Annotated in this window: 20 protein-coding genes and 3 tRNA genes; 1 reads left to right on the plus strand and 22 read right to left on the minus strand. The window is 73.5% G+C overall.

The features are described 5' to 3' along the window. Positions 1-251 precede the first annotated feature (251 nt). From leuS to OU787_RS09855, 11 genes are all read right to left on the minus strand, one after another. The gene (gene leuS, locus OU787_RS09805) at positions 252-3,125 is read right to left on the minus strand and encodes a leucine--tRNA ligase (RefSeq protein ID WP_268659124.1); all 2,874 of its coding nucleotides are present in this window, start codon (positions 3,123-3,125) and stop codon (positions 252-254) included. A 282-nt stretch (positions 3,126-3,407) separates the two neighbouring features. Further along, positions 3,408-4,700, minus strand: a complete 1,293-nt coding sequence (locus OU787_RS09810; protein ID WP_268659125.1) for a tetratricopeptide repeat protein — start codon at positions 4,698-4,700, stop codon at positions 3,408-3,410. 92 nt (positions 4,701-4,792) lie between these two features. Then, positions 4,793-4,865: transfer RNA gene (locus OU787_RS09815), tRNA-Ala, on the minus strand. Positions 4,866-5,116: 251 nt separating this feature from the next. Beyond that, positions 5,117-5,189 (minus strand) — tRNA-Ala (locus OU787_RS09820). 38 nt (positions 5,190-5,227) lie between these two features. Beyond that, a tRNA-Ala gene (locus OU787_RS09825) sits at positions 5,228-5,300 on the minus strand. A gap of 108 nt (positions 5,301-5,408) precedes the next feature. Next, positions 5,409-6,056 carry a histidine phosphatase family protein gene (locus tag OU787_RS09830; RefSeq protein ID WP_030458221.1) on the minus strand — a complete coding sequence of 216 codons (648 nt, stop codon included), beginning with the start codon at positions 6,054-6,056 and terminating at the stop codon, positions 5,409-5,411. Continuing rightward, positions 6,053-6,490 carry a ribosome silencing factor gene (gene rsfS / locus OU787_RS09835; protein ID WP_030458222.1) on the minus strand — a complete coding sequence of 146 codons (438 nt, stop codon included), beginning with the start codon at positions 6,488-6,490 and terminating at the stop codon, positions 6,053-6,055. The genes OU787_RS09830 and rsfS overlap by 4 nt, the downstream gene beginning before the upstream one ends. A gap of 241 nt (positions 6,491-6,731) precedes the next feature. Beyond that, positions 6,732-8,990, minus strand: coding sequence for an LCP family protein (locus tag OU787_RS09840; RefSeq protein ID WP_268659126.1), 2,259 nt, complete (start codon positions 8,988-8,990; stop codon positions 6,732-6,734). A 19-nt stretch (positions 8,991-9,009) separates the two neighbouring features. After that, positions 9,010-9,687, minus strand: a complete 678-nt coding sequence (gene nadD, locus OU787_RS09845; RefSeq protein WP_030458224.1) for a nicotinate-nucleotide adenylyltransferase — start codon at positions 9,685-9,687, stop codon at positions 9,010-9,012. A 124-nt stretch (positions 9,688-9,811) separates the two neighbouring features. Further along, positions 9,812-9,961, minus strand: coding sequence for a hypothetical protein (locus tag OU787_RS09850; RefSeq protein WP_162870004.1), 150 nt, complete (start codon positions 9,959-9,961; stop codon positions 9,812-9,814). A 293-nt stretch (positions 9,962-10,254) separates the two neighbouring features. Next, complete coding sequence (locus tag OU787_RS09855; protein WP_030458225.1) at positions 10,255-10,485, minus strand: hypothetical protein; 231 nt, start codon at positions 10,483-10,485, stop codon at positions 10,255-10,257. Positions 10,486-10,722: 237 nt separating this feature from the next. Here OU787_RS09855 and OU787_RS09860 point away from each other — a divergent pair, with 237 nt between their 5' ends. Beyond that, positions 10,723-11,793, plus strand: coding sequence for a M48 family metallopeptidase (locus OU787_RS09860; RefSeq protein WP_035953995.1), 1,071 nt, complete (start codon positions 10,723-10,725; stop codon positions 11,791-11,793). 112 nt (positions 11,794-11,905) lie between these two features. Here the strand turns inward: OU787_RS09860 and OU787_RS09865 are convergent, their stop codons facing one another. The 11 genes from OU787_RS09865 to OU787_RS09915 all read right to left on the minus strand — a co-directional run bounded on the left by OU787_RS09865 (position 11,906) and on the right by OU787_RS09915 (position 25,297). After that, on the minus strand, positions 11,906-12,958 hold the full coding sequence (locus OU787_RS09865) for an SCO2583 family membrane protein (RefSeq protein ID WP_063759549.1): 1,053 nt from the start codon (positions 12,956-12,958) through the stop codon (positions 11,906-11,908). Positions 12,959-13,140: 182 nt separating this feature from the next. Then, complete coding sequence (locus tag OU787_RS09870) at positions 13,141-13,779, minus strand: SCO2584 family spore wall biosynthesis protein (protein WP_268659127.1); 639 nt, start codon at positions 13,777-13,779, stop codon at positions 13,141-13,143. A gap of 227 nt (positions 13,780-14,006) precedes the next feature. Further along, positions 14,007-15,314, minus strand: coding sequence for a glutamate-5-semialdehyde dehydrogenase (locus OU787_RS09875; RefSeq protein ID WP_268659128.1), 1,308 nt, complete (start codon positions 15,312-15,314; stop codon positions 14,007-14,009). A gap of 147 nt (positions 15,315-15,461) precedes the next feature. Further along, complete coding sequence (locus OU787_RS09880; protein ID WP_051816572.1) at positions 15,462-15,932, minus strand: hypothetical protein; 471 nt, start codon at positions 15,930-15,932, stop codon at positions 15,462-15,464. Positions 15,933-16,012: 80 nt separating this feature from the next. Next, complete coding sequence (gene proB, locus OU787_RS09885) at positions 16,013-17,149, minus strand: glutamate 5-kinase (protein ID WP_268659129.1); 1,137 nt, start codon at positions 17,147-17,149, stop codon at positions 16,013-16,015. A 242-nt stretch (positions 17,150-17,391) separates the two neighbouring features. Then, positions 17,392-18,852: a GTPase ObgE gene (gene obgE, locus OU787_RS09890; RefSeq protein WP_268659130.1), complete on the minus strand. Its 1,461-nt coding sequence runs from the start codon at positions 18,850-18,852 to the stop codon at positions 17,392-17,394. Between the two features lie 102 nt (positions 18,853-18,954). Beyond that, entirely contained in the window at positions 18,955-19,212 is a 258-nt protein-coding gene (rpmA, locus tag OU787_RS09895; protein WP_014135732.1) for a 50S ribosomal protein L27, read from the minus strand. A gap of 38 nt (positions 19,213-19,250) precedes the next feature. Next, positions 19,251-19,568 (minus strand): 50S ribosomal protein L21, encoded by a 318-nt coding sequence (gene rplU / locus OU787_RS09900; protein WP_014135733.1) that lies wholly within the window; start codon positions 19,566-19,568, stop codon positions 19,251-19,253. 238 nt (positions 19,569-19,806) lie between these two features. After that, positions 19,807-23,376: an Rne/Rng family ribonuclease gene (locus OU787_RS09905; RefSeq protein ID WP_327059370.1), complete on the minus strand. Its 3,570-nt coding sequence runs from the start codon at positions 23,374-23,376 to the stop codon at positions 19,807-19,809. Positions 23,377-23,739: 363 nt separating this feature from the next. Further along, a complete protein-coding gene (locus OU787_RS09910; protein WP_268659131.1) occupies positions 23,740-24,513 on the minus strand; it encodes a TIGR03936 family radical SAM-associated protein in 774 nt (257 codons plus the stop codon). 133 nt (positions 24,514-24,646) lie between these two features. After that, the gene (locus OU787_RS09915) at positions 24,647-25,297 is read right to left on the minus strand and encodes a hypothetical protein (protein ID WP_198544948.1); all 651 of its coding nucleotides are present in this window, start codon (positions 25,295-25,297) and stop codon (positions 24,647-24,649) included. Between the last annotated feature and the right edge of the window lie 69 nt (positions 25,298-25,366).

Here is a 25,366-nt window from a genome sequence, read left to right on the forward strand (position 1 = left end):
CTTCTCCGGCCCGAGATCAGGGACAGCTCAGGGATGTCCCCCAAGCGATCTCCCTGACTCCCCGGACGGTGCGCGCCCGTCGGTCCACGGTCCGCGCCCGCCCACCGTGCCCACCCACGAAGAACGGAGCCGCCTTGTTCGCATTCCTCCGACTGCCCGCCCGCCCGTACGCACGGACGGCGACGGGCCGGCCACCCCGTCACAGGGGCGACCGGCCCGGACCGGCTGACAGCACGTCAGCCCGGTTCCCGTCAGGCAGTGACGATGTTCACCAGCTTCGGCGCGCGGGCGATGACCTTGCGCACCTCCGCACCGCCGACGGCCGCGACCACGGCCGGGTCGGCCAGGGCCAGCGCCTCCAGCTCGGCGTCCGAGATCGACGGCGGGACCTCCAGGCGGGCCTTGACCTTGCCCTTGATCTGCACGACGCAGGTCACCGTCTCGTCGACCACGTACGCCGGGTCCGCGACCGGGTAGTCCGCGAAGGCCAGCGACTCCTCGTGGCCCAGGCGGCGCCACAGCTCCTCGGCGATGTGCGGCGCCAGCGGGGCGACCAGCAGGACGATCTGCTCGGCCACCGAACGCGGCGTGGAGCCGCGCTTCACCAGGAAGTTGTTCAGCTCGATGGCCTTGGCCACCGCGGTGTTGAACCGCATGCCGGCCATGTCGCCGCGGATGCCGTCGATCGCCTTGTGCAGCGCGCGCAGCGTCGCCTCGTCCGGCTCGTCCTCGGTGACCACCAGCTCGCCGGTGACCTCCGAGACGACGTTGCGCCACAGCCGCTGCAGGAAGCGGTAGGAGCCGACCACGGCGCGGGTGTCCCAGGGGCGGGAGACGTCCAGCGGGCCCATCGCCATCTCGTACAGGCGCAGCGTGTCCGCGCCGTACTCGTCGGCGATCTCGTCGGGGGCGACCGCGTTCTTCAGCGACTTGCCCATCTTGCCCGCCTCGCGGCGGACCGGCTCGCCGTCCCAGTAGTACTGGCCGTCGCGCTCCTCGACCTCCGCCGCGGGCACCGGGAAGCCCCGGTCGTCGCGGTAGACGTCGGCGGTGATCATGCCCTGGTTGAACAGCTTGTGGAACGGCTCGACCGAGGAGACGTAGCCCAGGTCGTGCAGCACCTTGTGCCAGAAGCGGGCGTACAGCAGGTGCAGCACGGCGTGCTCGGCACCGCCGACGTACAGGTCGACGCCGCCGGCCGGCTTCTCGGCGGTCGGGCCCATCCAGTAGGACTCGTTGGCCGGGTCGACCACCGCGGAGGAGTTGACCGGGTCGACGTAGCGCAGCTCGTACCAGCACGAACCCGCCCAGTTGGGCATGGTGTTGGTCTCGCGGCGGTAGGTCTTGACGCCGTCGCCCAGGTCCAGCTCGACGTTGACCCAGTCCTCGTTGCGGGACAGCGGGGTCTTCGGCGAGGAGGCGGCGTCGTCGGGGTCGTAGGTGTGCGGCGAGTAGTCGTCCACCTCGGGGACCTCGACCGGCAGCATCGACTCGGGCAGCGCGTGCATCGCGCCGCTCTCGTCGTAGACGATCGGGAAGGGTTCGCCCCAGTACCGCTGGCGGCTGAACAGCCAGTCGCGCAGGCGGTAGTTGACGGTGCCTTCGCCGATGCCCCGCTCGCTCAGCCAGGCGGTGACGCGGGCCTTGGCGTCGATCACGGACAGGCCGTTCAGCGACAGGCCGTCGCGCTCGGAGTTGACCAGCACCGAGTCGTAGGTGTCGAAGGCGTCGTCCCAGGTGTGCGGGTCCTCGCCGCGCCCATCGGTCGGCTGCACCACGCAGCGCATCGGCAGGTTGAACGCCTGCGCGAAGGCGAAGTCGCGGCTGTCGTGCGCCGGGACGGCCATGATCGCGCCGGTGCCGTAGCCCATCAGCACGTAGTCGGCGATGAACACCGGGATCTGCTCGCCGCTGACCGGGTTGACCGCGAAGGCGCCGGTGAACACGCCGGTCTTGACCTTGGCGTCGGCCTGGCGCTCCACGTCGGACTTGGCGGCGGCCGCGGCCCGGTAGGCGGCGACGGCGGAGGCCGGGTCGGCGGCGCCGCCGGTCCACTCGTCGCGGGTGCCGGCCGGCCACTCGGCGGGGACGATCGTGTCGACCAGGGCGTGCTCGGGGGCCAGCACCATGTAGGTGGCGCCGAACAGGGTGTCGGGGCGGGTGGTGAAGACGGTGACGGTGTCGCCGCCGACCGGGAAGTCCACCCGGGCGCCCTCGGAGCGGCCGATCCAGTTGCGCTGCTGCAGCTTGATCGCCTCGGGCCAGTCCAGCAGGTCCAGGTCACCGATCAGGCGGTCCGCGTAGGCGGTGATCCGCATCATCCACTGGCGCAGGTTCGACTTGAACACCGGGAAGTTGCCGCGCTCGGAGCGGCCGTCCGCGGTGACCTCCTCGTTGGCCAGCACGGTGCCCAGGCCGGGGCACCAGTTGACCGGCACCTCCTTGGAGTAGGCCAGCCGGTACTCGCCCAGCACCTCGTCGCGCTCGATGCCGGACAGCCCGGCCCAGTCGCGACCGCCCGGCACCTCGCGCGCGCCGGACTCGAACTCGGCGATCAGCTCGGCGATCGGACGGGCCTTGCCGGCGGCCTCGTCGTACCAGGAGTTGAAGATCTGCAGGAAGATCCACTGGGTCCAGCGGTAGTACTCGGGGTCGATCGTGGAGATCGAGCGGCGCGGGTCGTGGCCCAGGCCCAGCCGGCGCAGCTGGCGGCGCATGTTGGCGATGTTGTCCTCGGTGGACACCCGCGGATGCACGCCGTGCTGCACCGCGTACTGCTCGGCGGGCAGGCCGAAGGCGTCGTAGCCCAGGGTGTGCAGGACGTTGTGCCCGTTCATCCGCTGGAAGCGGGCGTACACGTCGGTGGCGATGTACCCCAGCGGGTGGCCGACGTGCAGGCCCGAACCCGACGGGTAGGGGAACATGTCCATGATGAAGCTGTGGGGCTTCGTGGCGACGGGCGAGCCGTCGGCCAGCGGGCCGGTCGGGTTGGGGGCGTTGAACGTCCCCTCCTTCTCCCACAGGTCCTGCCAGCGGGACTCGATCTCGGCGGCCAGCGCGGCGCCGTAGCGGAAAGGCTCGGTGGCGGCTTCGGCCGCGCCGGAAGCGGGGGTCGTCTCGCTCATGGTCCTTCAGGCTCCATCGTCATCAGTCAGCGAACAGGCCGTAGAAAGCAGAAAACCCCTCCGCAGGAGGGGACGCCACGCCGACTCCGGCCTTCAAGCCGGTCCTGGTCAGCGCGGCCGGCTAAGAAGCAGGCGCACGGTTCGCATGGGCTCAGGGTACCGCACCCCCTCAACCCCCTTTCGCCCCGCTGCGTCAATCCCCCGCCCGCGTCCGGCCTGCCGGGCGGCCCTCGTGGGCCCCGCTCCCCTCAGCCACGGCCCGGTGCCCCGCGCGGCCTGCCGCTACGCCTCCGCGCGCATCGCGGTGTCGAAGTCCCGCAGGGCCCGGGCCACCCGCGCCGACTGCATGCCCGCCGCGAGCAGCCGGGCCCGGTCGGCGGTCTGCTCCGCCTCCGCACGCTCGCCGGTGCGGCGGTAGGAGTCGGCGAGGCGCACCATCAGCAGCGCCTTGACCCGGGCCCGTTCCATCGAGAGCGAGTCGATCGCGGCCAGCAGCAGGCTGCGCGCCTGCTCGTGCTCGCCGAGCAGCAGGTACCCCTCGCCGATCATCCCCTCCAGGTCGGCCCGTTCCTGGGCGTGCTCCGGCACGTCCTCCAGCACCCGGAACGCCCGCTCGGCGACCGCCTCCGCACTGATCTGCTCCCCCTTGCGGCCGTGCGCCCGGGCGATCCGCCCCAGCTGCAGGGCCCGCTCGCACGGGGTCAGCACCTCGTCGGCGGCCCGCAGCGCGGTGGAGAGCATCGCCACCGGGTCCAGCCCCCGCCCCCCGGAGTTGTACGTCGCCTGGACGGCGAGGCAGCCGACCACGCCGACGCCGAGCCGCGGGTCGCCGGAGACGTGCGCGGCCCGCAGCGCGGCGACGAAGGCCCGCTGCGCGGCGGCGTCGTTGCCCATGTCGTAGTTGGCCCAGCCCACCAGCCGGGCCAGCCGGCTGGCCGCCCCGTACAGCTCGCGGCCGAGCGGCTCGTCGTAGCTGCCGAGCTCCAACAGCTTTCCCACCATGGCGAGTTCGGCCTTGGCGAGGTCGAGGATCAGGCCGCCGCCGTAGGTCCGCTCCAGCCTCTGCTTGGATTCGTAGGACAGCTGCAGGTCGGCCAGTTGCTCCGGGGCGATCCGCAGCGCGCCCTCCCCGCCGGTGACCTGCGGCGGCGGGGAGGCCCAGTGCCGGGCCGCCTGCTCCAGTTCGTCGCCGCGGAACAGGTCGGTCAGGCGGACCGGGGCGCCGTCGGCGCCCGCCTCGCGGAGCGCGGTCTGCGCGGTGTCGGCCGTCCACGGGTCGGTCAGCAGCCGGGGAGAGAGCATCTTGGCGCCCCGGTGGGAGCCCATCTGCCCCCAGAGCTGCTCGTAGGTGACCGCGATGCCGACGCTGCGGCCCAGCACCTCGCAGACGGTCTGGTCGTGCGGCGAGCGCGGCACCATGCCCCGGTCCCGCCACTTGTACGGGGCGGTGGAGCTGATCGCCATGCCGGCCGGGAGCACCGCGTTCACCTCGCGGGCCAGCCGCTCCGGGCTCCAACCGAGCTGGTGGAGTATCCGGGCGAGCTCGTCGTTCCGTTTTCGCACCAGGTCGGCCATGGCACGACCGTAGCGGCCCCGCGCTCCGCCCGGCAGGGAAGTCCCGTGAACGGCCGAAGGCCGCCCCTCGCGGGACGGCCTTCGAACTACTGTGGAGCTAAGGAGAATCGAACTCCTGACCTATTGCATGCCATGCAATCGCTCTACCAACTGAGCTATAGCCCCATGCTCTTGCTGCTGTCACCTGCGGTTTCCCTCGGCGACATCGCCAACTGTACACGGTCGGCGCCCCCGGCCCTAATCCGTTCCGACGGCCCCACGGCGGCCCCGACCTGCCCCACACCCGGCGCCCACCTGGACCCCGGCACACCCGCGGACCCCGGACCGACGCCCGTCCTTGACCACCACTTCCACACCCGCCCCGGAAACACCGAAGGCCGCCACCCTGATCGGGCAGCGGCCTCGCGGAACTGCTGTGGAGCTAAGGAGAATCGAACTCCTGACCTATTGCATGCCATGCAATCGCTCTACCAACTGAGCTATAGCCCCGCGACACTGACGACCACTCACGGACCACCGGTGCGGAGTGGAGCTAAGGAGAATCGAACTCCTGACCTATTGCATGCCATGCAATCGCTCTACCAACTGAGCTATAGCCCCGCAGTTCCGCGACTCCCGCCCCCGGTTTCCCGTCTGCGTTCCTCGCTGCGAACGAGGAAGACTCTAGCCGGTCGGAGCCGGAACTGTGAAATCCGAGCCGGTCGGGCCTCAGGTCTCGTCGCCGATGACCGGCTGCGGCAGCGTGCCGGCGTTGTGTTCCAGCAGCCGCCAGCCGCGCGAGTCCTCGCCGAGCACCGACCAGCAGCAGTTGGAGAGGCCGCCGAAGCGCTCCCACATCTGCGGCTCCAGGCCCAGCATCCGGCCGATCATGGTGCGGATGGTGCCGCCGTGGCTGACCACCACCAGGGTGCCGCCCTCCGGCAGTTTGCCCACCGCGTCCAGCACCACCGGGACGGCCCGGTCGGCCACCTCGGTGGCCAGCTCGCCGCCGCCGCGGCGCACCTGCTCGCCGTTCGCCCACGCCTCGTACTGCTCCGGGTACCGGGCCCGGATCTCCGCGTTGGTGAGCCCCTGCCACTCCCCCGCGTAGGTCTCCCGCAGGCCCTCGTGGTGGTGCACCTCGAGGCCGGTGAGGTCGGCGAGCTCGGCGGCGGTGCGCCGGGCCCGCTGCAGGTCGGAGGAGATCAGCAGGTCGGGCCGGAGCCCGGCGAGCAGCCGGGCCGCCCGCTGGGCCTGGAAGATCCCCTGGTCGGTGAGCTCGATGTCCGTACTGCCCTGGAACCTCGATTCGAGGTTCCAGGAGGTCTGACCGTGCCGCCAGAAGACGATGCGCGGCCAGGCCCCGGACCGGCTCAGAGGTCGCCCCCGGAGACGGCGTTGCCCGCGGCGTCGGTGACGGCGTTCTCCGGCCGGTTGCGGGTGGCCAGCGCGTCCTCGGGGAGCGGCAGCTCGGGGCAGTCCTTCCACAGGCGGTCGAGCGAGTAGAAGGAGCGCTCCTCGGAGTGCTGGACGTGCACCACGATGTCCAGGTAGTCGAGCAGGATCCAGCGGCCTTCGCGCTCGCCCTCGCGGCGCACCGGCTTGACGTCGAGCTTCTCGCGCAGCTGGTCCTCGATCTCCTCGGCAATCGCCCGCACCTGGCGGTCGTTGGCGGCGGAGGCGATCAGGAAGGCGTCGGTGATCGACAGCACCTCGCTGACGTCGAAGGCGATGATGTCGTGCGCCAGTTTGTCGGCCGCCGCCTGCGCGGCGACGGTGATCAGTTCCTGGCTTCGGTCGGTGACGGTCACGATGCTCTTCCGGATCGGCTGTGGGGATACCCTCCCAGGATCTCACGAACGCGACGGAGCCCCCGAGCGTTTTCCGCCCGGGGGCTCCGACCGCGCCTCAGCGGCGCCTTCTCGGCGCCTCTCCGACCGAGCCGCCCCACCGCCGAACGGGGGCCGACCGGCCGCCACGCAGGCCCGACCGCGGGCCCGACCGCCGGCCCGGCCCGGCCGGTCAGCCATGGGGCCGACCGGCCACCGCCGGTTACTGCGTCTTCTGCGCCGGCGGCTGGTAGTCCTTGCCGATCACCAGCACCAGGTCCGCGTTCTGCGCCTCGGTGACCTTCTTCACCGCGCTGTCCGGCAGGCCCATGCTGGTGGCCAGGGTGAGGGCCGCGGGCTGCTTGGCATCGTCGGTGTAGCGGATCTCGGAACTCGCCTGGTCCGGCGCCTTGGCGCTGGAGGGCAGCGGGTCCATGCCCGAGTTGATCACCGCGACCTGCGCGGCGGCGGCCGAGGTCCCGTTGCCGGAGGCGTTCACGATGGTGACCCGGGTGGAGCCGCCGGTGCCCTTGGCGCTGCCGATGGTGCCGCCGAGGATCTCCTTGACCTGCTTGCCCGCCGTGGTGTCGTCCAGGGTGCCGTCGGCCTTGGTGGTGAGCACCGAGGTCGACAGGTGTCCGGCCTTCGCCTGCTTGGCCAGGTTGACCAGCACGCCGGCCAGCGCGTTCTCGGGGAGCGACGGGTCGGCGACCATGTTCATCCGGCGCACGTCGTCGGTGGCCTCCGGCATGGTGGTCGGCATGGTGCTGATCACCGCGGCCATCACCTGCCCGAACCGGGCGAGTTGGGCGTCCGGCTTCTCTCCGGGGGCCTGCAGGGTCGCGTAGGCGACGGCGGCGTGCCCGTTCAGCAGGACGCCCTTGCCCGCCGGGGCGAGCACCTTGCCGTCCGCCTTGTTGTCCTCGCGCACCTCGGCGTTGGTGTCCACCCTGACGCCGCCGAGCTGGGAGACCAGCAGCAGCAGGTAGGGGGTGTCCAGCCGCCAGGTGCCGGCCACCTTGGCACCGAGCACCGAGGAGAGGCCGTCGCGGGTCGCGGAGGCGCCGAGCTCGGACGGGGCCTTGCCGATCGTCGTGGTGGCGGAGTCGCCGTTGCTGGGCAGCTGCAGGGTGTCCGGCAGCAGCAGCACGGTCGCCTTCCGGCCGCCCTCGTCGTCCACCAGCAGCGCGGTGGTGACCTTGCCCTGCGGATCGTGCAGGTGCACCACGTTGACGTACCGGCCGCCGACCGCCGTGGCCGCGTCGTCACCGCCGCCGAGCTTCCCGGTCCACCACAGGTAGCCCACGCCGCCGGACGCCAGCACCGCCACCACCACCAGCAGCGAGACCAGCCGGTTGCGCAGCCGCCGCCGGCGCTCGGCCCGCACCTCGCTGCGCGACTCGGCGAACTTCAGCCAGTCGATCGCGTCCTCGGACTCCTCCGTCTGCTCGTCGACGAAGCTGAACTCGCCCGTGGTGTACGAGTCCCCGTTCTTGCCCTTCGCCCGGGCCGCCGCCGCTGCCGCAGCCCGCCCGCCGACCAGCTCGGACGGCTCCGCTCCCGGCGCGTCCGCCCCGCCCGCACCGCTCGCCCCACCCGGCGCGGACGCCGGAGCCCCCGGACGCGCCCGCGGCGGCACCACCCCGGCCGCGGCCGACGCCGCCCCCGGGCTCGCCGGCGGCACCGACCGCCCGACGGTCTGCCCCAGCCCGGCCGCCGCCCCGGCCCCCTGCCCTGTTCCCTGCCCGGGCACCTGGCCGAGCATCTGCCCCGGAGCCTGCGTCCGGGTCGCGGCCGACTGCGGGTGGAGCCCCTGCACGGGCTGCTGCTGCTCGTAGTAGGGGTCGTAGGGCTGCTGCCCGTACGCGTCCCCGCCCGGCTGCCCGCCGCCCTGCGACCGGCCGCCGAACTGCCCTTCGTAGCCGCGCTGTTCGAACCCCTGCGACTCGTACCCGGGCTGCTCGTAACCCTGCCCCGGATCGTAGGCCGGTCCCTGCTCGTAGCCCTGCCCCTGCTGGTACCCGGACTGCTCGTACCCGCCCCGCCCGTACCCGGAGGACTCGCGCCCGGAGGGCTGGTAGCCGGACGCCTCGTAGCCGGAGGAGTCGTACCCGCCCTGCCCGTAGCCCTGCGCCGGGTACCCGGGCGCGGCGGCCTGCTGCCCGCCACCGCCGTAAGGATCCTGCGGGTACCCCCCGGGCTGCTGGTACTGGGCGCCGTACTGGTCGTGTTGGTCGTACTGCCCGCCCTGCCCGTACGCCGACTGCGGCGATGACGACGACGGCGGCTGCTGCCCGTACCCCTCGTAGCCCTGCTGCTCGTACCCCTCGTACCCCTCGTACCCCTCGTACCCCTGCTGCGCGTAGTACCCGGGCTGCGGCGGGGCGGTCGGCTGCGACTGCGGCTGCTGGGGGTGGGGCTGCCGGGGCTGGGACTGGGGCTGTTGGCCGAACCAGTTCTGGTCGTCGGGCGTTCCGGTCACGTCGTCCCTCCCGGGGGCATCAAGGCCGGGCCGACGCGTACAGCGCCCGCTTGTGGATGTATCGGACCACGCCGTCCGGCACCAGGTACCAGATGGGTTCGCCCTTGGCGACGCGCATCCGGCAGTCGGTGGAGGAGATGGCGAGGGCGGGCACCTCGACCAGCGAGACGCCGCCGACCGGCAGGCCGGTGTCGGAGAGAGTATGGCCCGGCCGGGTGCAGCCGATGAAGTGCGCGAGGTCGAAGAGTTCCTCGGAGGAGCGCCAGGAGATGATCTGGGCGAGGGCGTCGGCGCCGGTGATGAAGAAGAGTTCGGCGTCGGGGTGCAGGTCGCGCAGCTCGCGCAGGGTGTCAACGGTGTAGGTGGGGCCGTTGCGGTCGATGTCGATCCGGCTGACCGAGAACTGGGGGTTCTCGGCGGTGGCGATCACCGTCATCAGGTAGCGGTCCTCGGCCGGCGAGACCTGCCGGTCGGACTTCTGCCAGGGCTGCCCGGTGGGGACGAAGATCACCTCGTCCAGCTGGAAGGCGCTCGCCACCTCGCTCGCGGCGACCAGGTGCCCGTGGTGGATGGGGTCGAAGGTGCCACCCATCACACCCAGCCGTCGCCTGCGCGGACCACCGCTCGGTGCCGGGGTGCCCGGCGCGGAGGTGCCCGGCGCCACGTTCGTCCCGGAGGTCTCGACCTGCTCTCTCATGGCGCCACACCTTACGCGACCCGGATGTCCCGGGGGTTCCGCCCGTGGACGGACCCCGGGCGCACCGGGCTCCGCCACCCCGGGGGCCGCGGACGCGCGGCGGGCGGGGCGGCGGCGCGGCCGGTCAGCGGTCGCGGTTGAAGCGCGTGGTGATGAAGAGCAGGAGCAGCAGGATGAACAGCGCCGCGCCGCCCGTCAGCAGGGGGTTGAGGCTGTCGTGGTTACCGCCCTCCTCGGCGAGGTGGACGATGGCGGGCAGGGCAGCAGGGCTCATGATCGGCGGGACCTTCTCGGCTCGGTGTGAGGACCAGGCGGTCACGGACCGTACGGCCCGCGCGCTCATCGTACGGGGGCCTGACACGCAACCGCGCGGCGGCCCACCGCGTCTGACCACCCGTGAACCGCCGCCCGGCCGGAGGCACGTCCACCGCGCCGGGAACCCGCACCCGGGAGCCCCACCGACCGGGACCCGACCGGCCGGCTGACAGTCCGTCAGCAACCCGGACCGGACCCAGCAGCCGGACCCGACACCGCCAGCCCGGCGAGCCGGAACGGAGACCGGGCCCGTCAGCCCAGGTCGTCGGCCGGGCGCCCGGCCGCCGCGCCGGTCCGCTCGGCCTCGCGGGCGGCCTCGCGCGCCGCGTCGCGCTTCGCGCCGTCGCGGCTGGCCCGGGCCAGCGCCCACACCATCAGGCCGACTCCGACGAAGGAGGCGATCAGGATGAACCGCAGGAACAGACCGGGGCCGTTCTCGGTGGAGATCGGTCCGGCGAGCTGGACCAGGTCGGCAGGGGACATCACGGGCTCCTTGTTCGGTACGGCAGAGCCAGGGTAGTCCCGTTTACCGCCGCCCCGGCCCGGCCCCCCCGGAGTGTCCGCGGGCCCGCCGGAAGGGGCGTCCCCGCTCTCCCCGGCCGCGGGCGGACGGCGTAGCGTGACCGCGGGGACGAGTACGGACACACCGACGTTGAAGTGGAAAGCAGCGGGGGCCGGCCACAGGTGCCGGTGCCGGCGTCGATCCAGGAGAGGTACTCAATGACCGACATGACCAAGGGTTCTGCGCCGAGCCGTCGCCGCCAGCGCTTCCCGGAGATCTCCACCCGGGCCTGGGAGCACCCGGCGGACCGCTCCGGACTGGTGGCGCTGCGCAAGCTCACGGGTTTCGACGACGTCCTGAAGAAGCTGGCCGGCCTGGTGTCGGAGCGCAGCGTGCGCCTGATGTTCCTGGCCACCGCGGTGAAGGCGTCGGAGCGTCAGTTCCCCGAGCTGTACGACATGGTGCGGGACGCCGCGTACATCCTGGACCTGGAGAAGGTCCCGGACCTGTACGTCTCCCAGGACCCGAAGGTCAACGCGTACTGCATCGGCATGGAGACGCCGGTGATCGTGGTCACCACCGGCCTGGTCGAGCTGATGGACGAGGAGGAGCTGCGGGCGGTGATCGGCCACGAGGTCGGTCACGCGATGTCCGGGCACGCCGTCTACCGGACGATGCTGCTGATCCTCACCAACCTGGCGGCCCGGATCGCCTGGATACCGCTGGGCAACCTGGCGGTCATGGCGATGATCACCGCGCTCAAGGAGTGGTTCCGCAAGGCGGAGCTGTCCAGCGACCGGGCCGGCCTGCTGGCCGGGCAGGACCTGCAGGCGTCGATGCGCTCGCTGATGAAGCTGGCCGGCGGCGCGTCCCTGGCCGAGATGAACGTGGACGCGTTCCTGGAGCAGGCCGAGGAGTACGACAAGGCGGGCGACCTGCGCGACAGCGTGCTGAAGCTGCTCCAGGTGCTGCCGCAGTCGCACCCGTTCGCGGTGGTGCGGGTGGCCAAGCTGAAGAAGTGGGCGGAGAGCGAGGAGTACCGCTCGATCATGGCCGGGGCGTACCCGCGCCGCGGCGACGACCCGGAGGCCACGGTCAGCTCGCAGTGGAAGGCCGCCGCCGAGTCGTACTCGCAGTCGGTGAAGGACAGCAAGGACCCGCTGATGGGCCTGCTGCGCGACCTGGGCAACGGCGTCGGCACGGTCGGCGGCAAGCTCCGCGACACCTTCACGGGCGCCGGCCGCGGCAACGGCAACGGCGCTTCCAAGGACGGCGGCTCCCAGGACTGACCCCCTGAGGGCCCCCTGAGCGACCCGCCCAAACACCCCGCCGGGCCACGACCGGCCACGCCCCGGCCGTGAACCCGGCCGCCCCACTCCGCCCCGCCCCGGTCCCGCGGGCTCAGCCGGTGATCGGCCCGAGCACCCCGCAGGACTGCCAGGCCGGCCGGTCGTGGTCGGCCGGGTTCACGGCGGGCGGGGTGCTCGGGCGGACGCCCGCCGTGGTGGCCAGCATCGGCTGCAGGTAGTCGCTCTGCCCGGCCGAGCAGGAGCTGGGTCCGGCCTGCACGGCGGTGTCGACCACCCGCAGCCGGCCGGCGTCCAGGTCGGCCCGGTCGATGTCGAGGCGCACCGCCCGGCGCACCGCGTAGAGGGTGACCGCCGGATCGCTGGTGGTGCCGGCCGGCCGCAGCGCGTACACCAGGGTGTGGTCGGTGGTGACCTCCAGGGTGTTGCCGTCGAGCTCGCCGATGTGGACGCTGCCGGTGACCTTGACGGTGTCGGTGGCCAGCGCGATCTGCCCGGGGTCGAAGCGGACCATCCAACCGGTGGCGTCGTGGTGCTGGTCGTCCCGGGGCGAGTTGGTGCTGTCGTCGTACTGGACGAGTTCGCCGGCCGTGATCAGGGCGCGGACCTGCGCGGTGCCGTTGGCGGTCAGGGTGCTCGGGGTCAGCGCGGAGGCCACCAGGTACTGCTGGGCGGTGTCCAGGGCCCGCTGCACCTGGGAGCCGGTGAAGTGGGCGGTGGCGGTGGCGGCGGGCAGCCCGAGTCCGGCCGAGCCGTCGGCGTACCCGGCGGGCAGCCCGGCGAACGGGTTGGTGCGGTCGGCGGCCGCGGTGACCGTCCCGGCCGGGGCGAGCGGGGTGAGGCTGACGGTCAGCTGGGTGCCGCTGGGCGGGGCGACCGACCCGCGCGGGGAGCTGATCCCGAAGTAGACGGCGGCGGCGAACGCCAGCGCGACCACCAGCAGCAGGACGACGGCCTGCCGGGGCAGCGAGAGCCAGCCGCGGGTCCGGGTGGCCCGGCCGAAGGCGCCCGACAGCCGCTCCTGCGCGGAGAGTTCCTGGATCCGGGCAGCCCGGACGAACGATTCGTCGAAGACGACGGACCGGAACTCGTCATCGTTGGAACCACCCTCGGGCGTGCCCCCAGGAGGCTCGCGCGGGTCACCCATACCACCAGGGTAGACTCGCGGGCCGCCCGCGACGAGGGTGCGCGGGTAACGAGCGTGCCACGGTGCGTCACACCCGCCCGCAGCCCCGGCACCCGGCCGCGCCGCCACCGGAGACGGGCCCCAGAGACGCGCCCCCGGAGACGAACCGCCGGAGCCGCCAGAGCCGCCGGAACCGCCGGGCCTCAGCCCACCGGAACGGCGGCCACCGCGGACGGCGGGCCGGGCACCGCGGACGCGGCGCCCCCGGCGGGGGCCCCGCTCCCCTGGCTCCCGCCGCCGTCGCTCCGGCTGCTGTTGCCGCTGCTCGGCCGGGCCGGCGACTCCTGCGCGGCCCCGCCGACGCCCCGGTACACCGCGGCGACCGACAGCGCGACCAGGCCGACGCCCATCACCAGGGCCAGCACCCAGGCCACCGGCCGGTGCCAGCGCTGCTGGGCGACCGCCCCGCCGCGCAGCGGGTCGAAGGCGCGGACCCGGGGGCGGCGGGTGCGCCGTTCCTGCCGGTCGCAGCCGGACCACGGGTCGGGGTAGAAGCGGTCCTCGTCGAGTCCGCCGGGCAGCGGGCGCAGCTCCAGCGGCAGCACCTCGTTCCCGCCGGTGAACTCGGTGGACTCGGTGAACTCGTGACTCCGGGCCGCCCCGGCCTGTTCCGGTTCGAGCCGGGCCTCGGCGGCGGCGAGTTGCCGCTCCAGGGCGCTCGGCTCGTGCACGGCGGCGGAGCGGACGAAGTTCTCGTCGAAGACCACGGTGGCGAACTCGTCGTTCGCATCACCGTGGTCGGCGCCGTCGGAGTACGGCGAGCCCCCCACATCCTCAGCCACGGATTCAATGTATTACCGGCCGGGGCGTTTGTCTGTGGGTCTCGCCGATCGGGTCCGGACGGGCTACCGCATTCGGCCGCGCGAGCCGGGGCGCACGCGATCGGAGCGCACGCGATCAGAGCGTACGCGATCAGAGCGCACGCGATCGGAGCGCGCTCCTCCAGAACCCGCGCGACCGGGGCGCACGCGGCCGCGGCCCGCGCGCCCCGGGCAGGGGGACGGCCGGGTCAGCCGCCGACGGTCTGCCGGGCCTCGCCGCGCACGTGCCCGTCGCCGGTGACGATGTACTTGGTGCTGGTCAGCTCCGGCAGGCCCATCGGGCCGCGGGCGTGCAGCTTCTGGGTGGAGATGCCGATCTCCGCGCCGAAGCCGAACTCGGCGCCGTCGGTGAACCGGGTGGAGGCGTTGACCGCCACCGTGGTGGAGTCGACGAGCTGGGTGAAGCGGCGGGCGGCGGGCTGCGAGCCGGTGACGATCGCCTCGGTGTGGCCCGAGGAGTAGCGGCGGATGTGCTCCACCGCGGCCTCCAGCGAGGGCACCACGGCGGCCGCCAGGTCGAGCGAGAGGTACTCGGTCTCCCAGTCCTCCTCGGTCGCCGGGACGGCCGTGACCCCGGTGCCCTCGGCGGCCTTGAGCACCGCCTCGTCGCCGTGCACGGTGACGCCGGCCTCGGCCAGCGCGGCCAGCGCGAGCGGCAGGAAGGCGTCCGCGACGTCCTGGTGGACCAGCAGCGTCTCGGCGGAGTTGCAGACGCTGACCCGCTGGGCCTTGGAGTTCAGCAGCACGCCGACGGCCATCGCCAGGTCGGCCTGCGCGTCCACGTACACGTGGCAGTTGCCGGTGCCGGTCTCGATCACCGGGACGGTCGAGCCCTCGACCACGGTGCGGATCAGCGAGGCGCCGCCGCGCGGGATCAGCACGTCGACCAGGCCGCGGGCGCGCATCAGTTCCTGCACCGACTCGCGGCTCTCGCCCGGCACCAGCTGGATCACGTCGGCCGGCAGGCCCGCGCCGACCACCGCCGCGCGCAGCACCTCGACCAGCGCGGTGTTGGAGCGGTACGCGGAGCCGGAACCGCGCAGCAGCACCGCGTTGCCGGACTTCAGGCAGAGCGCGGCGGCGTCCACCGTGACGTTCGGCCGGGCCTCGTAGATGATGCCGACCACGCCCAGCGGGACGCGGACCTGGCGCACGTCCAGGCCGTTGGGCAGGGTGTAGCCGCGCACCACCTCGCCCACCGGGTCGGGCAGGCCGACCACGCTGCGGACGTCGGCGGCGATCGCGGCGATCCGCTCCGCGTCCAGCGTCAGCCGGTCGATCACCGACTCGGCGGTGCCGGCCGCGCGGGCCCGCTCGACGTCCTGCGCGTTGGCGGCGGTGATCTCGGCGGTCCGCTCGACCAGCGCGTCCGCGATCGCCAGCAGCGCGGCGTCCTTCACCGAACGCGGCACTGGCGCCAGGGCGGCGGCCGCCTCCCGGGCACGGCGCGCGGCGGCGAGGACGGGGCTGTCGGCGGTGGCGGTGAGATCGCTCATGCCGCCAAGCCTAGCGAGCCGACACCGCCGCCCCGCCGCGCATTTCGCCCGCTGAGACGTCCCCGCCGATGCACTCACGGAACCGGCGCGCCCGCGGAACCGGCGCACTCGCAGAACCGGCGCGCCCGCGGAACCGGCGGGCGCCCCTCAGTACGGGTGCACCCCGCCGAGCTGCGGCGGCGGATCGCCGAAGCCCTCGGCGACCCGCTTGTGGTACGTCGGGCGGTCCACCACCTCCAGGCCGACGATCTCCCAGGCCGGGAGCTTCGCGCTGGCCTTGTGCTCGCCCCACAGCCGCAGCGCGATCGCCGCCGCGTCGTGCAGGTCCCGCGCCTCCTCCCAGTAGCGGACCTCGGCGTGGTCCGCGGCGTAACGGGCCGTCAGGAAGAACGAGTGGTCGTGCGCCAGTTTCTCCAGTGCCGTCCGCAGCTCCGGCAGCGGTGTCGCCGCCCCGGCCACGCTCAGCACCACGTGCCACATCCGGGCCTGCTCGCGCGGGGCACCCTGTCCCGGGTCCTCCTGCGCGGCCTCCTGCCCGACGCCCCGGCCGCCCTCGATGCTGGTGAGCCGCCGCTCGGGCCTCTGTCCCGGCAGCGCTTCCTCCCGCCTGCGAACCACCGGCGGCCTCCTGTTCAGCGTGTCGCGCGGGCCCCCCGGCCCGCTGCTCCCACCCCCCGTACCGGCCCCGCCGCTCGCGCTCAGCCGCGCAGCACGACCAGGTCGTCGCGGTGGACGACCTCGCGTTCGTACGCGGCGCCGAGCTCCTGGGCCAGCTCTCGGGTGGACCGGCCGAGCAGACGGGGCAACTCCCTCGCATCAAAGTTGACCAGTCCGCGGGCGACGATGTGACCGTTTTCGCCAAGAAGGTCGACCGGATCGCCCGCGGCGAACTCGCCCTCCACCCGGGTCACCCCGGCCGGCAGCAGCGACTTCCCGCCGTGCACGACGGCCGCCACCGCCCCGTCGTCCAGGGTCAGCGAGCCGCGCGGCGAGGAGGCGTGCTCCAGCCAGAGCAGCCGGTCGGCGGAGCGGCTGCCGGTGCGCCGGAACAGCGTGCCGGTGGGCCGGCCGGCCAGCGCGTCGGCGGCCTGGCTGGCCGCGGTCAGCACCACCGGGATGCCCGCGCCGGTGGCGATCCGGGCCGCCTCGACCTTGGTGACCATGCCGCCGGTGCCGACGCCCGCCTTGCCGGCGCTGCCGATCTCGACGCCCGCCAGGTCCTCCGGGCCGTTCACCACGGCGATCCGGCTGGTGCCGGGCTTGGCCGGGTCGCCGTCGTACAGGCCGTCCACGTCGGAGAGCAGCACCAGCAGGTCGGCCCGCACCAGGTGGGCGACCAGCGCGGCCAGCCGGTCGTTGTCGCCGAACTTGATCTCGGCGGTGGCCACCGTGTCGTTCTCGTTGACGACCGGCATCGCACCCATCGTCAGCAGCTGCTCCAGCGTCCGGTACGCGTTGCGGTAGTGCGCCCGGCGGCTGGCGTCCTCGGCGGTCAGCAGCACCTGGCCGACCCGCACCCCGTAGCGGGCGAACGAGGCGGTGTACCGGGCCACCAGCAGCCCCTGGCCGACGCTGGCCGCGGCCTGCTGCCGGGCCAGGTCCTTGGGGCGCTTCTCCAGCCCGAGCGGGGCCAGTCCGGCCGCGATCGCACCGGAGGAGACCAGCACCACCTCGGGCGCGTCCGACCGCCGGCGCAGCTTGGCCAGCGCGTCCACCAGGGCGTCCACCCGGTCCGCGTCCAGCCCGCCGGCAGCGGTGGTCAGCGAGGAGGAGCCGACCTTCACCACGACCCGCCGCGCCGAAACGACCTCCTCGCGGAGCAACTGATCCACCATCAGTCCGACCTTTCCGACGCAGCCTGTGTACGTCCGCAATCTAGCGAGCGGAATTGCAGGCACGAAATCCGAGCTGGACACTCGCGCCCGCGCAAGCGGGACCCGGTGAGCGGGGGACCACAGCAAGATCCGCCCGAGGCGGGGTCTCCCCACCTCGGGCGGATCGCCCGGCACTTCCGCAATCGCCCGCGCCCCGGTACGCGCCGGTCACCGTCCCACCGGAGCCGCAGCCGGAACCGGACCTACTGGTCGAGCTCCTCGCGGCCGGAGGAGAGCGCCTCGAAGTCCAGGTACTCCTGCTCCGCCGCGTCCCGGCCGCGCTGCCGCTCGCGGCGGCGGTCGACGGCGGGGCGCTGGGTCTCCATCCGGTGGTCCTCGCCGCGCCGGCCGAGCATCTCGGCGCCGGCCGCCATGGTGGGCTCCCAGTCGAAGACGACCGCGTTCTCGTCGGGGCCGATGATGACGGTGTCGCCCTCCTTGGCGCCGATCTTCCACAGCTCCTGCTCGACGCCGAGCCGGGCCAGCCGGTCGGCGAGGTAGCCGACCGCCTCGTCGTTGGCGAAGTCGGTCTGCCGGACCCAGCGTTCGGGCTTGCCGCCGCGGATCCGGTAGGCGCCGTCCTCCTCCTCGATGGTGAAGCCGACGTCGTCGACGGCGGTGGGCCGCAGGACGATCCGGGTGTTCTCCTGGACGGGCTTGGCGGCGCGCGCGGTGGCGACGATCTCGGCCAGCGCGTAGGAGAGTTCGCGCAGGCCCTTGTGGGCGAGCGCGGAGACCTCGAAGACCCGGTAGCCGCGCTCCTCCAGCGAGGCGCGGGTCAGGTCGGCGATGTCCTGGCCGTCCGGGACGTCGATCTTGTTGAGCGCGACCAGTCGCGGCCGGTCCTCCAGGCCGCCGTACTGGGCGAGTTCGTCCTCGATGGTCTCCAGGTCGGTGAGCGGGTCGCGGCCCGGCTCCAGGGTGGCGCAGTCCAGCACGTGCACCAGTACCTCGCAGCGCTCGACGTGCCGCAGGAACTCCAGGCCGAGGCCGCGGCCCTGGCTGGCGCCGGGGATCAGGCCGGGCACGTCGGCGATCGTGTAGACGGTCTCGCCGGCGGTGACCACGCCGAGGTTGGGGACGAGGGTGGTGAACGGGTAGTCGGCGATCTTCGGCTTCGCGGCGGAGAGCACCGAGATCAGCGAGGACTTGCCGGCGCTCGGGTAGCCGACCAGCGCGACGTCGGCGACGGACTTCAGCTCCATCACGATGTCGCGGGCCTCGCCGGGCTCGCCGAGCAGCGCGAAGCCGGGGGCCTTGCGGCGGGCGGAGGCCAGCGCCGCGTTGCCCAGTCCGCCGCGGCCGCCCTGGGCGGCGACGAAGCTGGTGCCGTGACCGACCAGGTCGGCCAGCACGTTGCCCTGGCGGTCGAGCACCACGGTGCCGTCCGGGACGGGCAGCACGATGTCCGGGCCGAGCGCGCCGGTGCGGTGGCCGCCGGCGCCGGGCTTGCCGTTGGTGGCCTTGCGCTTGGGCGAGTGGTGGTACTCGAGCAGGGTGGTGACCTGCGAGTCGACGACCAGGATCACCGAGCCGCCCTCGCCGCCGTTGCCCCCGTCGGGGCCTCCCAGCGGCTTGAACTTCTCCCGGTGCACGGAGGCGCAGCCGTGGCCTCCGTTACCCGCGGCGACGTGCAGTTCGACGCGGTCCACGAAGGTGGTCATGAGGGGTGCCTCCAGTGCGAAGAAACGAGGTTGTCCTGCGGTAAAGCGGAAGGGTGGGCCCGGATCATCCCGGCCCACCCTTCACAGCGAGTCTGTACGGACTCAGGCCTCGACGGCCACGATGTTGACGACCTTGCGGCCGCGACGGTTGCCGAACTGCACGGCACCGGCGGTCAGCGCGAACAGGGTGTCGTCGCCGCCACGGCCGACGTTCGCACCCGGGTGGAAGTGGGTGCCGCGCTGGCGGACGATGATCTCGCCGGCGGAGACGACCTGACCGCCGAAGCGCTTCACGCCGAGGCGCTGGGCGTTCGAGTCACGACCGTTGCGAGTGGAACTCGCACCCTTCTTGTGTGCCATCTGGCTATCCCCTTTCTAGGAAAGACCGCAGGAAGTGGTTACTTGCTGACCGAGTCGATGCTGGTGATGCGCACCGCGGTGTGCTTCTGGCGGTGGCCCTGACGACGGCGGTAGCCGGTCTTGTTCTTGTAGCGCAGGATGACGATCTTGTCGCCCTTGGTCTGGTCGACAACCTCGGCGTGGGCCTTCACGCCGCCGAGCACCCACGGGTCGGAGGTGATGGACTCACCGTCGACGACGAGGATGGTCGAGAGCTCCACCGAGTCACCCGGCTTGGCGTCGATACGGTCGATCTCCAGCACGTCGCCGACGGCGACCTTGTGCTGGCGGCCGCCGGCGCGAACGATCGCGTACATGCGGTACCTGCTTTCCTAACTCGGTCGGAACTCCGGATGCCAGCCGCCTGGGTATGGACACAAGCGGGCCTCCCCCGGAGAGCGCCGGAAGCGGCGTCCACCCGGGAGGTGAGGTGCTCTGGAGCGTGGCGTCAACACGCCGATGGTCAAGAATACGGACCAGTCCATCCGAAGACAAACCGGGACGTGCGAGGGGGCCGGGAGCGCCGCCGAAGCGGTGCTCCCGGCCCCCTCGGGCTCACTCCGCGGCGCCGTCGCCCTCGGCGGCCGCGGCCTTCTTGGCCGCCGCGCCGGTCCGCTTGGTGGCGGTCTTCTTCGTCGCGGTCTTCTTGGCGGCCGCGGCGGTGGTGGTCTTCTTCGCCGCGGTCTTCTTGGCCGCCGTGGTCTTCTTGGCGGCGGTCTTGGTCGCGGTCTTCCGGGCGGCCCGCTTCTTCGGCGCAGCCTCCTCGGCCGGGGCCTCGGCGGCCTGCTCGGTGTCGACCTCGACGGCGACCTCGGCCCCGGGCTCCACCGCGGCGACGGCCTCGGCCGCCACCTCCGCGGCGGTCCCGGCGACCTCGACGGCCGACTGCTGCTCGGCGGCCGACTTCTCGGCGGCGCTCAGCGCGGCCTCCATCGCGGCCTCGGCGCGGGCCTGCAGCACCACGATCTCGGCCTCGCCGGACGCCCCGGCCGGGGCGGTGGCCTTGCGCACCGCGCGGCGCCGGGTGCGGCCACCGGCCGCGGGGGCGGCCGGCGGGATCTCCACCAGGCTGGGCTTCTCCTCGGCGACCGGCGCGGCGGCCGGCTCGACGACGGCCTCGGCCTCGGCGGCCTCCACCGGGGCGACCTCCTCGACGACCTCGACGTCGGCGAGCTCCTCGATCGGCTCCAGCTCGTCCACCACGTCGAGGACGGCCTCGGCGGCGGCCTCGACGGCCTCGGTGCCGCTCTCGACCGCGTCCGCCTCGGCGTTCCCGGCCCCGCCGCGGCCCCGGCGGCGGCGCTTGCCGCCGCCCTCGCCCGCGGCGGCCGCGGGCGCGGTGTGCGAGCCGTGGTTGTGACCGGGCTGGTCCATGTGGACGATCACGCCGCGGCCGTTGCAGTGCACGCAGGGCTCGGAGAAGGACTCCAGCAGGCCCTGGCCGACCCGCTTGCGGGTCATCTGGACCAGGCCGAGCGAGGTGACCTCGGCCACCTGGTGCTTGGTCCGGTCACGGCCCAGGCACTCCAGCAGGCGGCGCAGCACCAGGTCCCGGTTGGACTCCAGCACCATGTCGATGAAGTCGATCACGATGATGCCGCCGAGGTCGCGCAGCCGCAGCTGGCGGACGATCTCCTCGGCCGCCTCGATGTTGTTGCGGGTGACGGTCTCTTCCAGGTTGCCGCCCTGGCCGACGAACTTGCCGGTGTTGACGTCGACGACGACCATCGCCTCGGTCCGGTCGATCACCAGCGAGCCGCCGGAGGGCAGCCAGACCTTGCGGTCCAGCGCCTTCATCAGCTGCTCGTCGATCCGGTAGGTGGCGAACACGTCGACGTCCGAGGTCCACTTCTGCAGGCGCTCGGTGAGGTCGGGGGCGACGTTGGAGACGTAGTCGTGGATCGTGCTCCAGGCGTCGGCACCGCTGACGATGACCTTGGTGAAGTCCTCGTTGAAGATGTCGCGGACCACCCGGACCGTCATGTCGGGCTCGCCGTAGAGCAGCGCCGGGGCGTTGCCGGTGGCGGCCTTCTTCTGGATCTCCTCCCACTGCTGCTGGAGGCGCTGGACGTCGCGGGTGAGCTCCTCCTCGGAGGCGCCCTCGGCGGCGGTGCGGACGATCACGCCCGCGTCGTCCGGGACGATCTTCTTGAGGATCTGCTTGAGGCGGGCCCGCTCGTTCTCCGGCAGCTTGCGGGAGATGCCGGTCATCGAGCCCTCGGGCACGTACACCAGGTAGCGGCCGGGCAGCGAGATCTGGCTGGTCAGCCGGGCGCCCTTGTGGCCGATCGGGTCCTTGGAGACCTGCACCAGCACGGACTGGCCGGACTTCAGCACCGACTCGATCCGGCGCGAGCCGCCGTGGCCGCCGAGCGCGCCGAAGTTGACCTCGCCCGCGTACAGCACCGCGTTGCGGCCCTTGCCGATGTCGACGAACGCGGCCTCCATCGACGGCAGCACGTTCTGCACCTTGCCCAGGTACACGTTGCCGACGTACGAGGTGGCCTGCTCCTTGTTGACGTAGTGCTCGACCAGCACGCCGTCCTCGAGCACGCCGATCTGGGTGCGGGCGCCGTTCTGACGGACCACCATGACCCGCTCGACGGACTCGCGGCGGGCCAGGAACTCGGCCTCGGTGATGATCGGGACGCGGCGGCGGCCCAGCTCGCGGCCCTCGCGGCGGCGCTGCTTCTTGGCCTCCAGACGGGTGGAGCCCTTGATCGACTGCACCTCGTCCGGGTCGAACGCGGGCTCGGCCGAGCGGCGGCGCGGCTCGCGCACCTTCACCACGGTGCGCACGCCGTCCTCGGTGGTCTCGGCCTGGTCGGCACCGCCCTCGCCGCTGCGACGGCGGCGGCGACGGCGGCGGCGCGAGGAGGACAGGCCGGCGGCCAGGTCGTCGTCCTGGTCGTCCTCGGCCTCGTCGTGCTCGTCGGCCTCCTCGTGGGAGGCGTCCTCGGTCTCGGCGGTCTCGGCCTCGACCGTCTCGGGCGCGTCCTCGGCCTCACCGCGGCGGCGGCGACGGCCACCGCGACGGCGGCGGCGGGACGGGCGGTCGTCCTCCCACTCGGCGTCCTGCTCGGGGCCGGCGGCGGGCGCCTCGACCTCGGCGGGGGCCTCGACGGCGGGCGCGGCCGGGGCGGCGGCCTTCGCGGGCTGCGGGGCGGCCTTCGCGGGCTTGGCCGGCTGCTGGACGCGCACCGCGGTGCGGACCCGGCGGCGGCGGCCGACGCCGCTGTACTCGAACTCGTCCTCGCCGGCGGCCGGCTGCTCGGGCTCGGCCGCGGCGGCCGGGGCCGGCTCGGCGGCCTTGGCGGCGGCCTGCGCGGGGGCGGCGGGCGCGGTGTAGGGCGCGGGCTCCTGGAAGACCGGCGCCTGGAAGATCGCGGTGGACGGGCGGACCGCCCGGCGGCGGGCCCGCGGCGGCTCGGCCTCGACGACCGGCTCGGGCTCGGCGACGGCCTCGACCGGGGCCTCGGCCTCCGGCTCCTCCTCGACGGCCTCGGCGACCGGCTCGGGCTCGGGCTCGGCGGCGGGCTCCTCGGCCGCCACCGGCGACTGCACCGGCGCGGAGGCGCGCTTGCGGGTGCGGCGGGCCCGGGCGGGCTTCTCCTCAGCGGCCGGCTCGGCGGCAGCGGGGGCCTCGGCGGCGGGCGCGGGCGCGGGCTCGGCGACGGCCTCGGCCGGGGCCTCGACGGCCTCCGGCGCACCGGCGGGCGCCTCGACCCGCTTGCGGGTGCGGCGGGCCCGGACGGGCTTCTCCGCGACCGGCTCGGCGGCCGGCTCCACCACCGGCTCGGCGGCGGGCGCCTCGGGCGCGGCCTCGGCCGCAGCGGCCTCCGGCGCACCGGCCGGGGCCTCGACCCGCTTGCGGGTGCGCCGGGCCCGGACGGGCTTCTCCGCGACCGGCTCGGCGGCCGACTCCACCACCGGCTCGGCGGCCGGGGCGGCGGTCTCGGCCGCGACCACGGTCTCGGCGCCCTCGCTCGCGGCCCCCTGCGGGGAGCCCGCCGGGCGGGAGACCGCCCGGCGGCGGCGCCGCGGCGGGGCCGCGGAGGCGCCGTCGGCGCCGTTGTTGTCGTTGTGGTCGGCCGCAGCGGGCTGCGGTTCGGTGTTTTCGAGCATGCGGGTGTGTCTCCCGTCAGGCCCCCGGGCTCCGCATCCGGGCACGACGCTCCACCGCAATTCACCAGCCGGACGCCGCTTCGGGCGGTCCGGCTCCCACGGTGCCGTCGTGCGGACGCGAGGCCGCACAGGGGCTCGTAGTCTCGCTCGACCTCCCGCGGGGCGCGGGGGGTCGAAAAGTCTTCTGGTCTGACCAGTCTTCTCAGTTTTCAAGGGCCGGGCCGAGGGGGTGGCCGGGCCTGCGCGCGACGACGCTCGCTCCCCTGGGGAGCCGCGGGGGCCGGGGAGCCGCAGGCCCGGAGTTCTCTCCGTGCCTGCGCTCCCGCCCACTCGGCGGACGGCGGTTGCGCGCGGCGGGGCGGCCTACCGGCCGACCTCGGCCGCGGCGCGGTCGAGCGCCAGCGGGTCGGTCACCGTGCCGGTCTGCTCGTCGAGCGGCCCCTGCGCCAGCCTGGTCACCTCTGCGGGGACCGGCGGCGCGAGGTCGGCCGTCGAACGGAGACCGGACAATACGTCGTCGGGTCGTACGGCGGGTGTGGCGTGTCGTACTACCAGGCGCAGTATCGCACAGGGAGCACCCGGACGAACATCGTCCGCACCGTCCGTGGCCGTGTTGTCACCGATCCCGACCAGGGCGGAGCCCTCGGGGACGATTTCCATCGCGGCGACGGCGGAGCGCGCGTCGAAGGTGCGCAGGCCGTTCTTGGTCATCCGCTGGACCTCGACCGCCTCGGCGGCCAGGAATGCGGCGGCGGCCTTGCCGGCCTCGGCGGGCTCCACGCCGGGCAGGCGCAGCAGCCACTCGGAGGCTTCCAGCCGCTCCACGAAGTTGCTCGTGGTGACCTCGACGGCGTCGGTGACGTCCAGGCCGGGCGGCAGCGACGCGTCCAGCTGGCGGCGCAGCGCCTCGGGGTCGCGGTGCTCGGCGAGGCCGATCTCCAGGTACTCGGCCTCGCTGGCGGTGCCGGTCGGGGCGGCGTTCGCGTAGGAGACCTTGGGGTGCGGGGTGAAGCCCGCGGAGTAGGCCATCGGGACGGCCGAGCGGCGGAGCGCGCGCTCGAACGCCCGCTGGAAGTCCCGGTGGCTGGTGAAGCGCAGACGGCCGCGCTTGGTGTAGCGGAGACGGATGCGCTGCACCGTCGGCGCGGGCGGCGGACCGTCGGGCGTGCGGCGTGCCAGGGGGCTCAGTCCTTCGTCAGTTGTCCCCGTCCGGCCTCGCACCGCGTGCGGCTCCGGCCGGACCTTGTCCTCACCTAGGGTACGCGGTGCGTCAGCCCAGCAGTGTCCGCCGTACCTCCCGGGCCACCCGGCGGATCTCCGCCTTGACGGGCCACCAGACGTCGCGGCGCACCCAGCGGCACGGGGCGACCACGGTGAAGCGCCAGATCCGGCCGCCGAGCCGCCAGGCCCAGAGGAACGCCAGCCCGAGCGCGCGCAGCACCGGGAAGAGCACCGGCCGCCACAGCCCGTGGTAGAACGCCTTGCCGAGCGGCACCAGCACCCACCGCCAGCAGGCCCGGAGCGGCACCGCGACCAGGTAGTACGCCAGCCGGGCGACCACCTTGCCGAACCCGACCGCGAGGTACGCCGCGCCGCGGCCGATCGGGGCCAGCACGTAGCGCCACAGCGCCTCCAGCGAGGGCAGCAGCACCCACTCCCACAGCCAGGTCAGCGGCACCACCACCAGCCAGTGCCACAGCCAGCCGACCGGGACGACCACCAGCGGCCGCAGCACCCACCGCCAGAGCATCCGCAGCGGCCACAGCAGCACCTTGTCGACCAGCCAGCCGATCCCGCGGGCGATCAGCACCACGAGTTCCCACAGCAGCCGCAGCGGCACCACGACCGCCACCACCACCGGCCGCACCACCGCGACCAGACATCCCCCGCCCTGTTGCGGCTGTCCCTGCTGCTGAGCCATCGTCACTCCCCGTAAACCGATCAGCCGATGGTAATACCCGAGCAAAGAGCCCCCACCACGGGGTCGTGG

The sequence above is a fragment of the Kitasatospora sp. YST-16 genome (assembly GCF_026802215.1).
Lineage (GTDB): Bacteria > Actinomycetota > Actinomycetes > Streptomycetales > Streptomycetaceae > Kitasatospora > Kitasatospora cineracea.

Bases quoted from the DNA above. Each gene is read 5' to 3' on its own strand.
- leuS (WP_268659124.1), bottom strand. From the start codon at position 3,125: ATGAGCGAGACGACCCCCGCTTCCGGCGCGGCCGAAGCCGCCACCGAG.
- OU787_RS09810 (WP_268659125.1), bottom strand. From the start codon at position 4,700: ATGGCCGACCTGGTGCGAAAACGGAACGACGAGCTCGCCCGGATACTC.
- nadD (WP_030458224.1), bottom strand. From the start codon at position 9,687: ATGAGAGAGCAGGTCGAGACCTCCGGGACGAACGTGGCGCCGGGCACC.
- OU787_RS09850 (WP_162870004.1), bottom strand. From the start codon at position 9,961: ATGAGCCCTGCTGCCCTGCCCGCCATCGTCCACCTCGCCGAGGAGGGC.
- OU787_RS09855 (WP_030458225.1), bottom strand. From the start codon at position 10,485: ATGTCCCCTGCCGACCTGGTCCAGCTCGCCGGACCGATCTCCACCGAG.
- OU787_RS09860 (WP_035953995.1), top strand. From the start codon at position 10,723: ATGACCGACATGACCAAGGGTTCTGCGCCGAGCCGTCGCCGCCAGCGC.
- OU787_RS09865 (WP_063759549.1), bottom strand. From the start codon at position 12,958: ATGGGTGACCCGCGCGAGCCTCCTGGGGGCACGCCCGAGGGTGGTTCC.
- OU787_RS09875 (WP_268659128.1), bottom strand. From the start codon at position 15,314: ATGAGCGATCTCACCGCCACCGCCGACAGCCCCGTCCTCGCCGCCGCG.
- proB (WP_268659129.1), bottom strand. From the start codon at position 17,149: ATGGTGGATCAGTTGCTCCGCGAGGAGGTCGTTTCGGCGCGGCGGGTC.
- obgE (WP_268659130.1), bottom strand. From the start codon at position 18,852: ATGACCACCTTCGTGGACCGCGTCGAACTGCACGTCGCCGCGGGTAAC.
- rpmA (WP_014135732.1), bottom strand. From the start codon at position 19,212: ATGGCACACAAGAAGGGTGCGAGTTCCACTCGCAACGGTCGTGACTCG.
- rplU (WP_014135733.1), bottom strand. From the start codon at position 19,568: ATGTACGCGATCGTTCGCGCCGGCGGCCGCCAGCACAAGGTCGCCGTC.
- OU787_RS09905 (WP_327059370.1), bottom strand. From the start codon at position 23,376: ATGCTCGAAAACACCGAACCGCAGCCCGCTGCGGCCGACCACAACGAC.
- OU787_RS09915 (WP_198544948.1), bottom strand. From the start codon at position 25,297: ATGGCTCAGCAGCAGGGACAGCCGCAACAGGGCGGGGGATGTCTGGTC.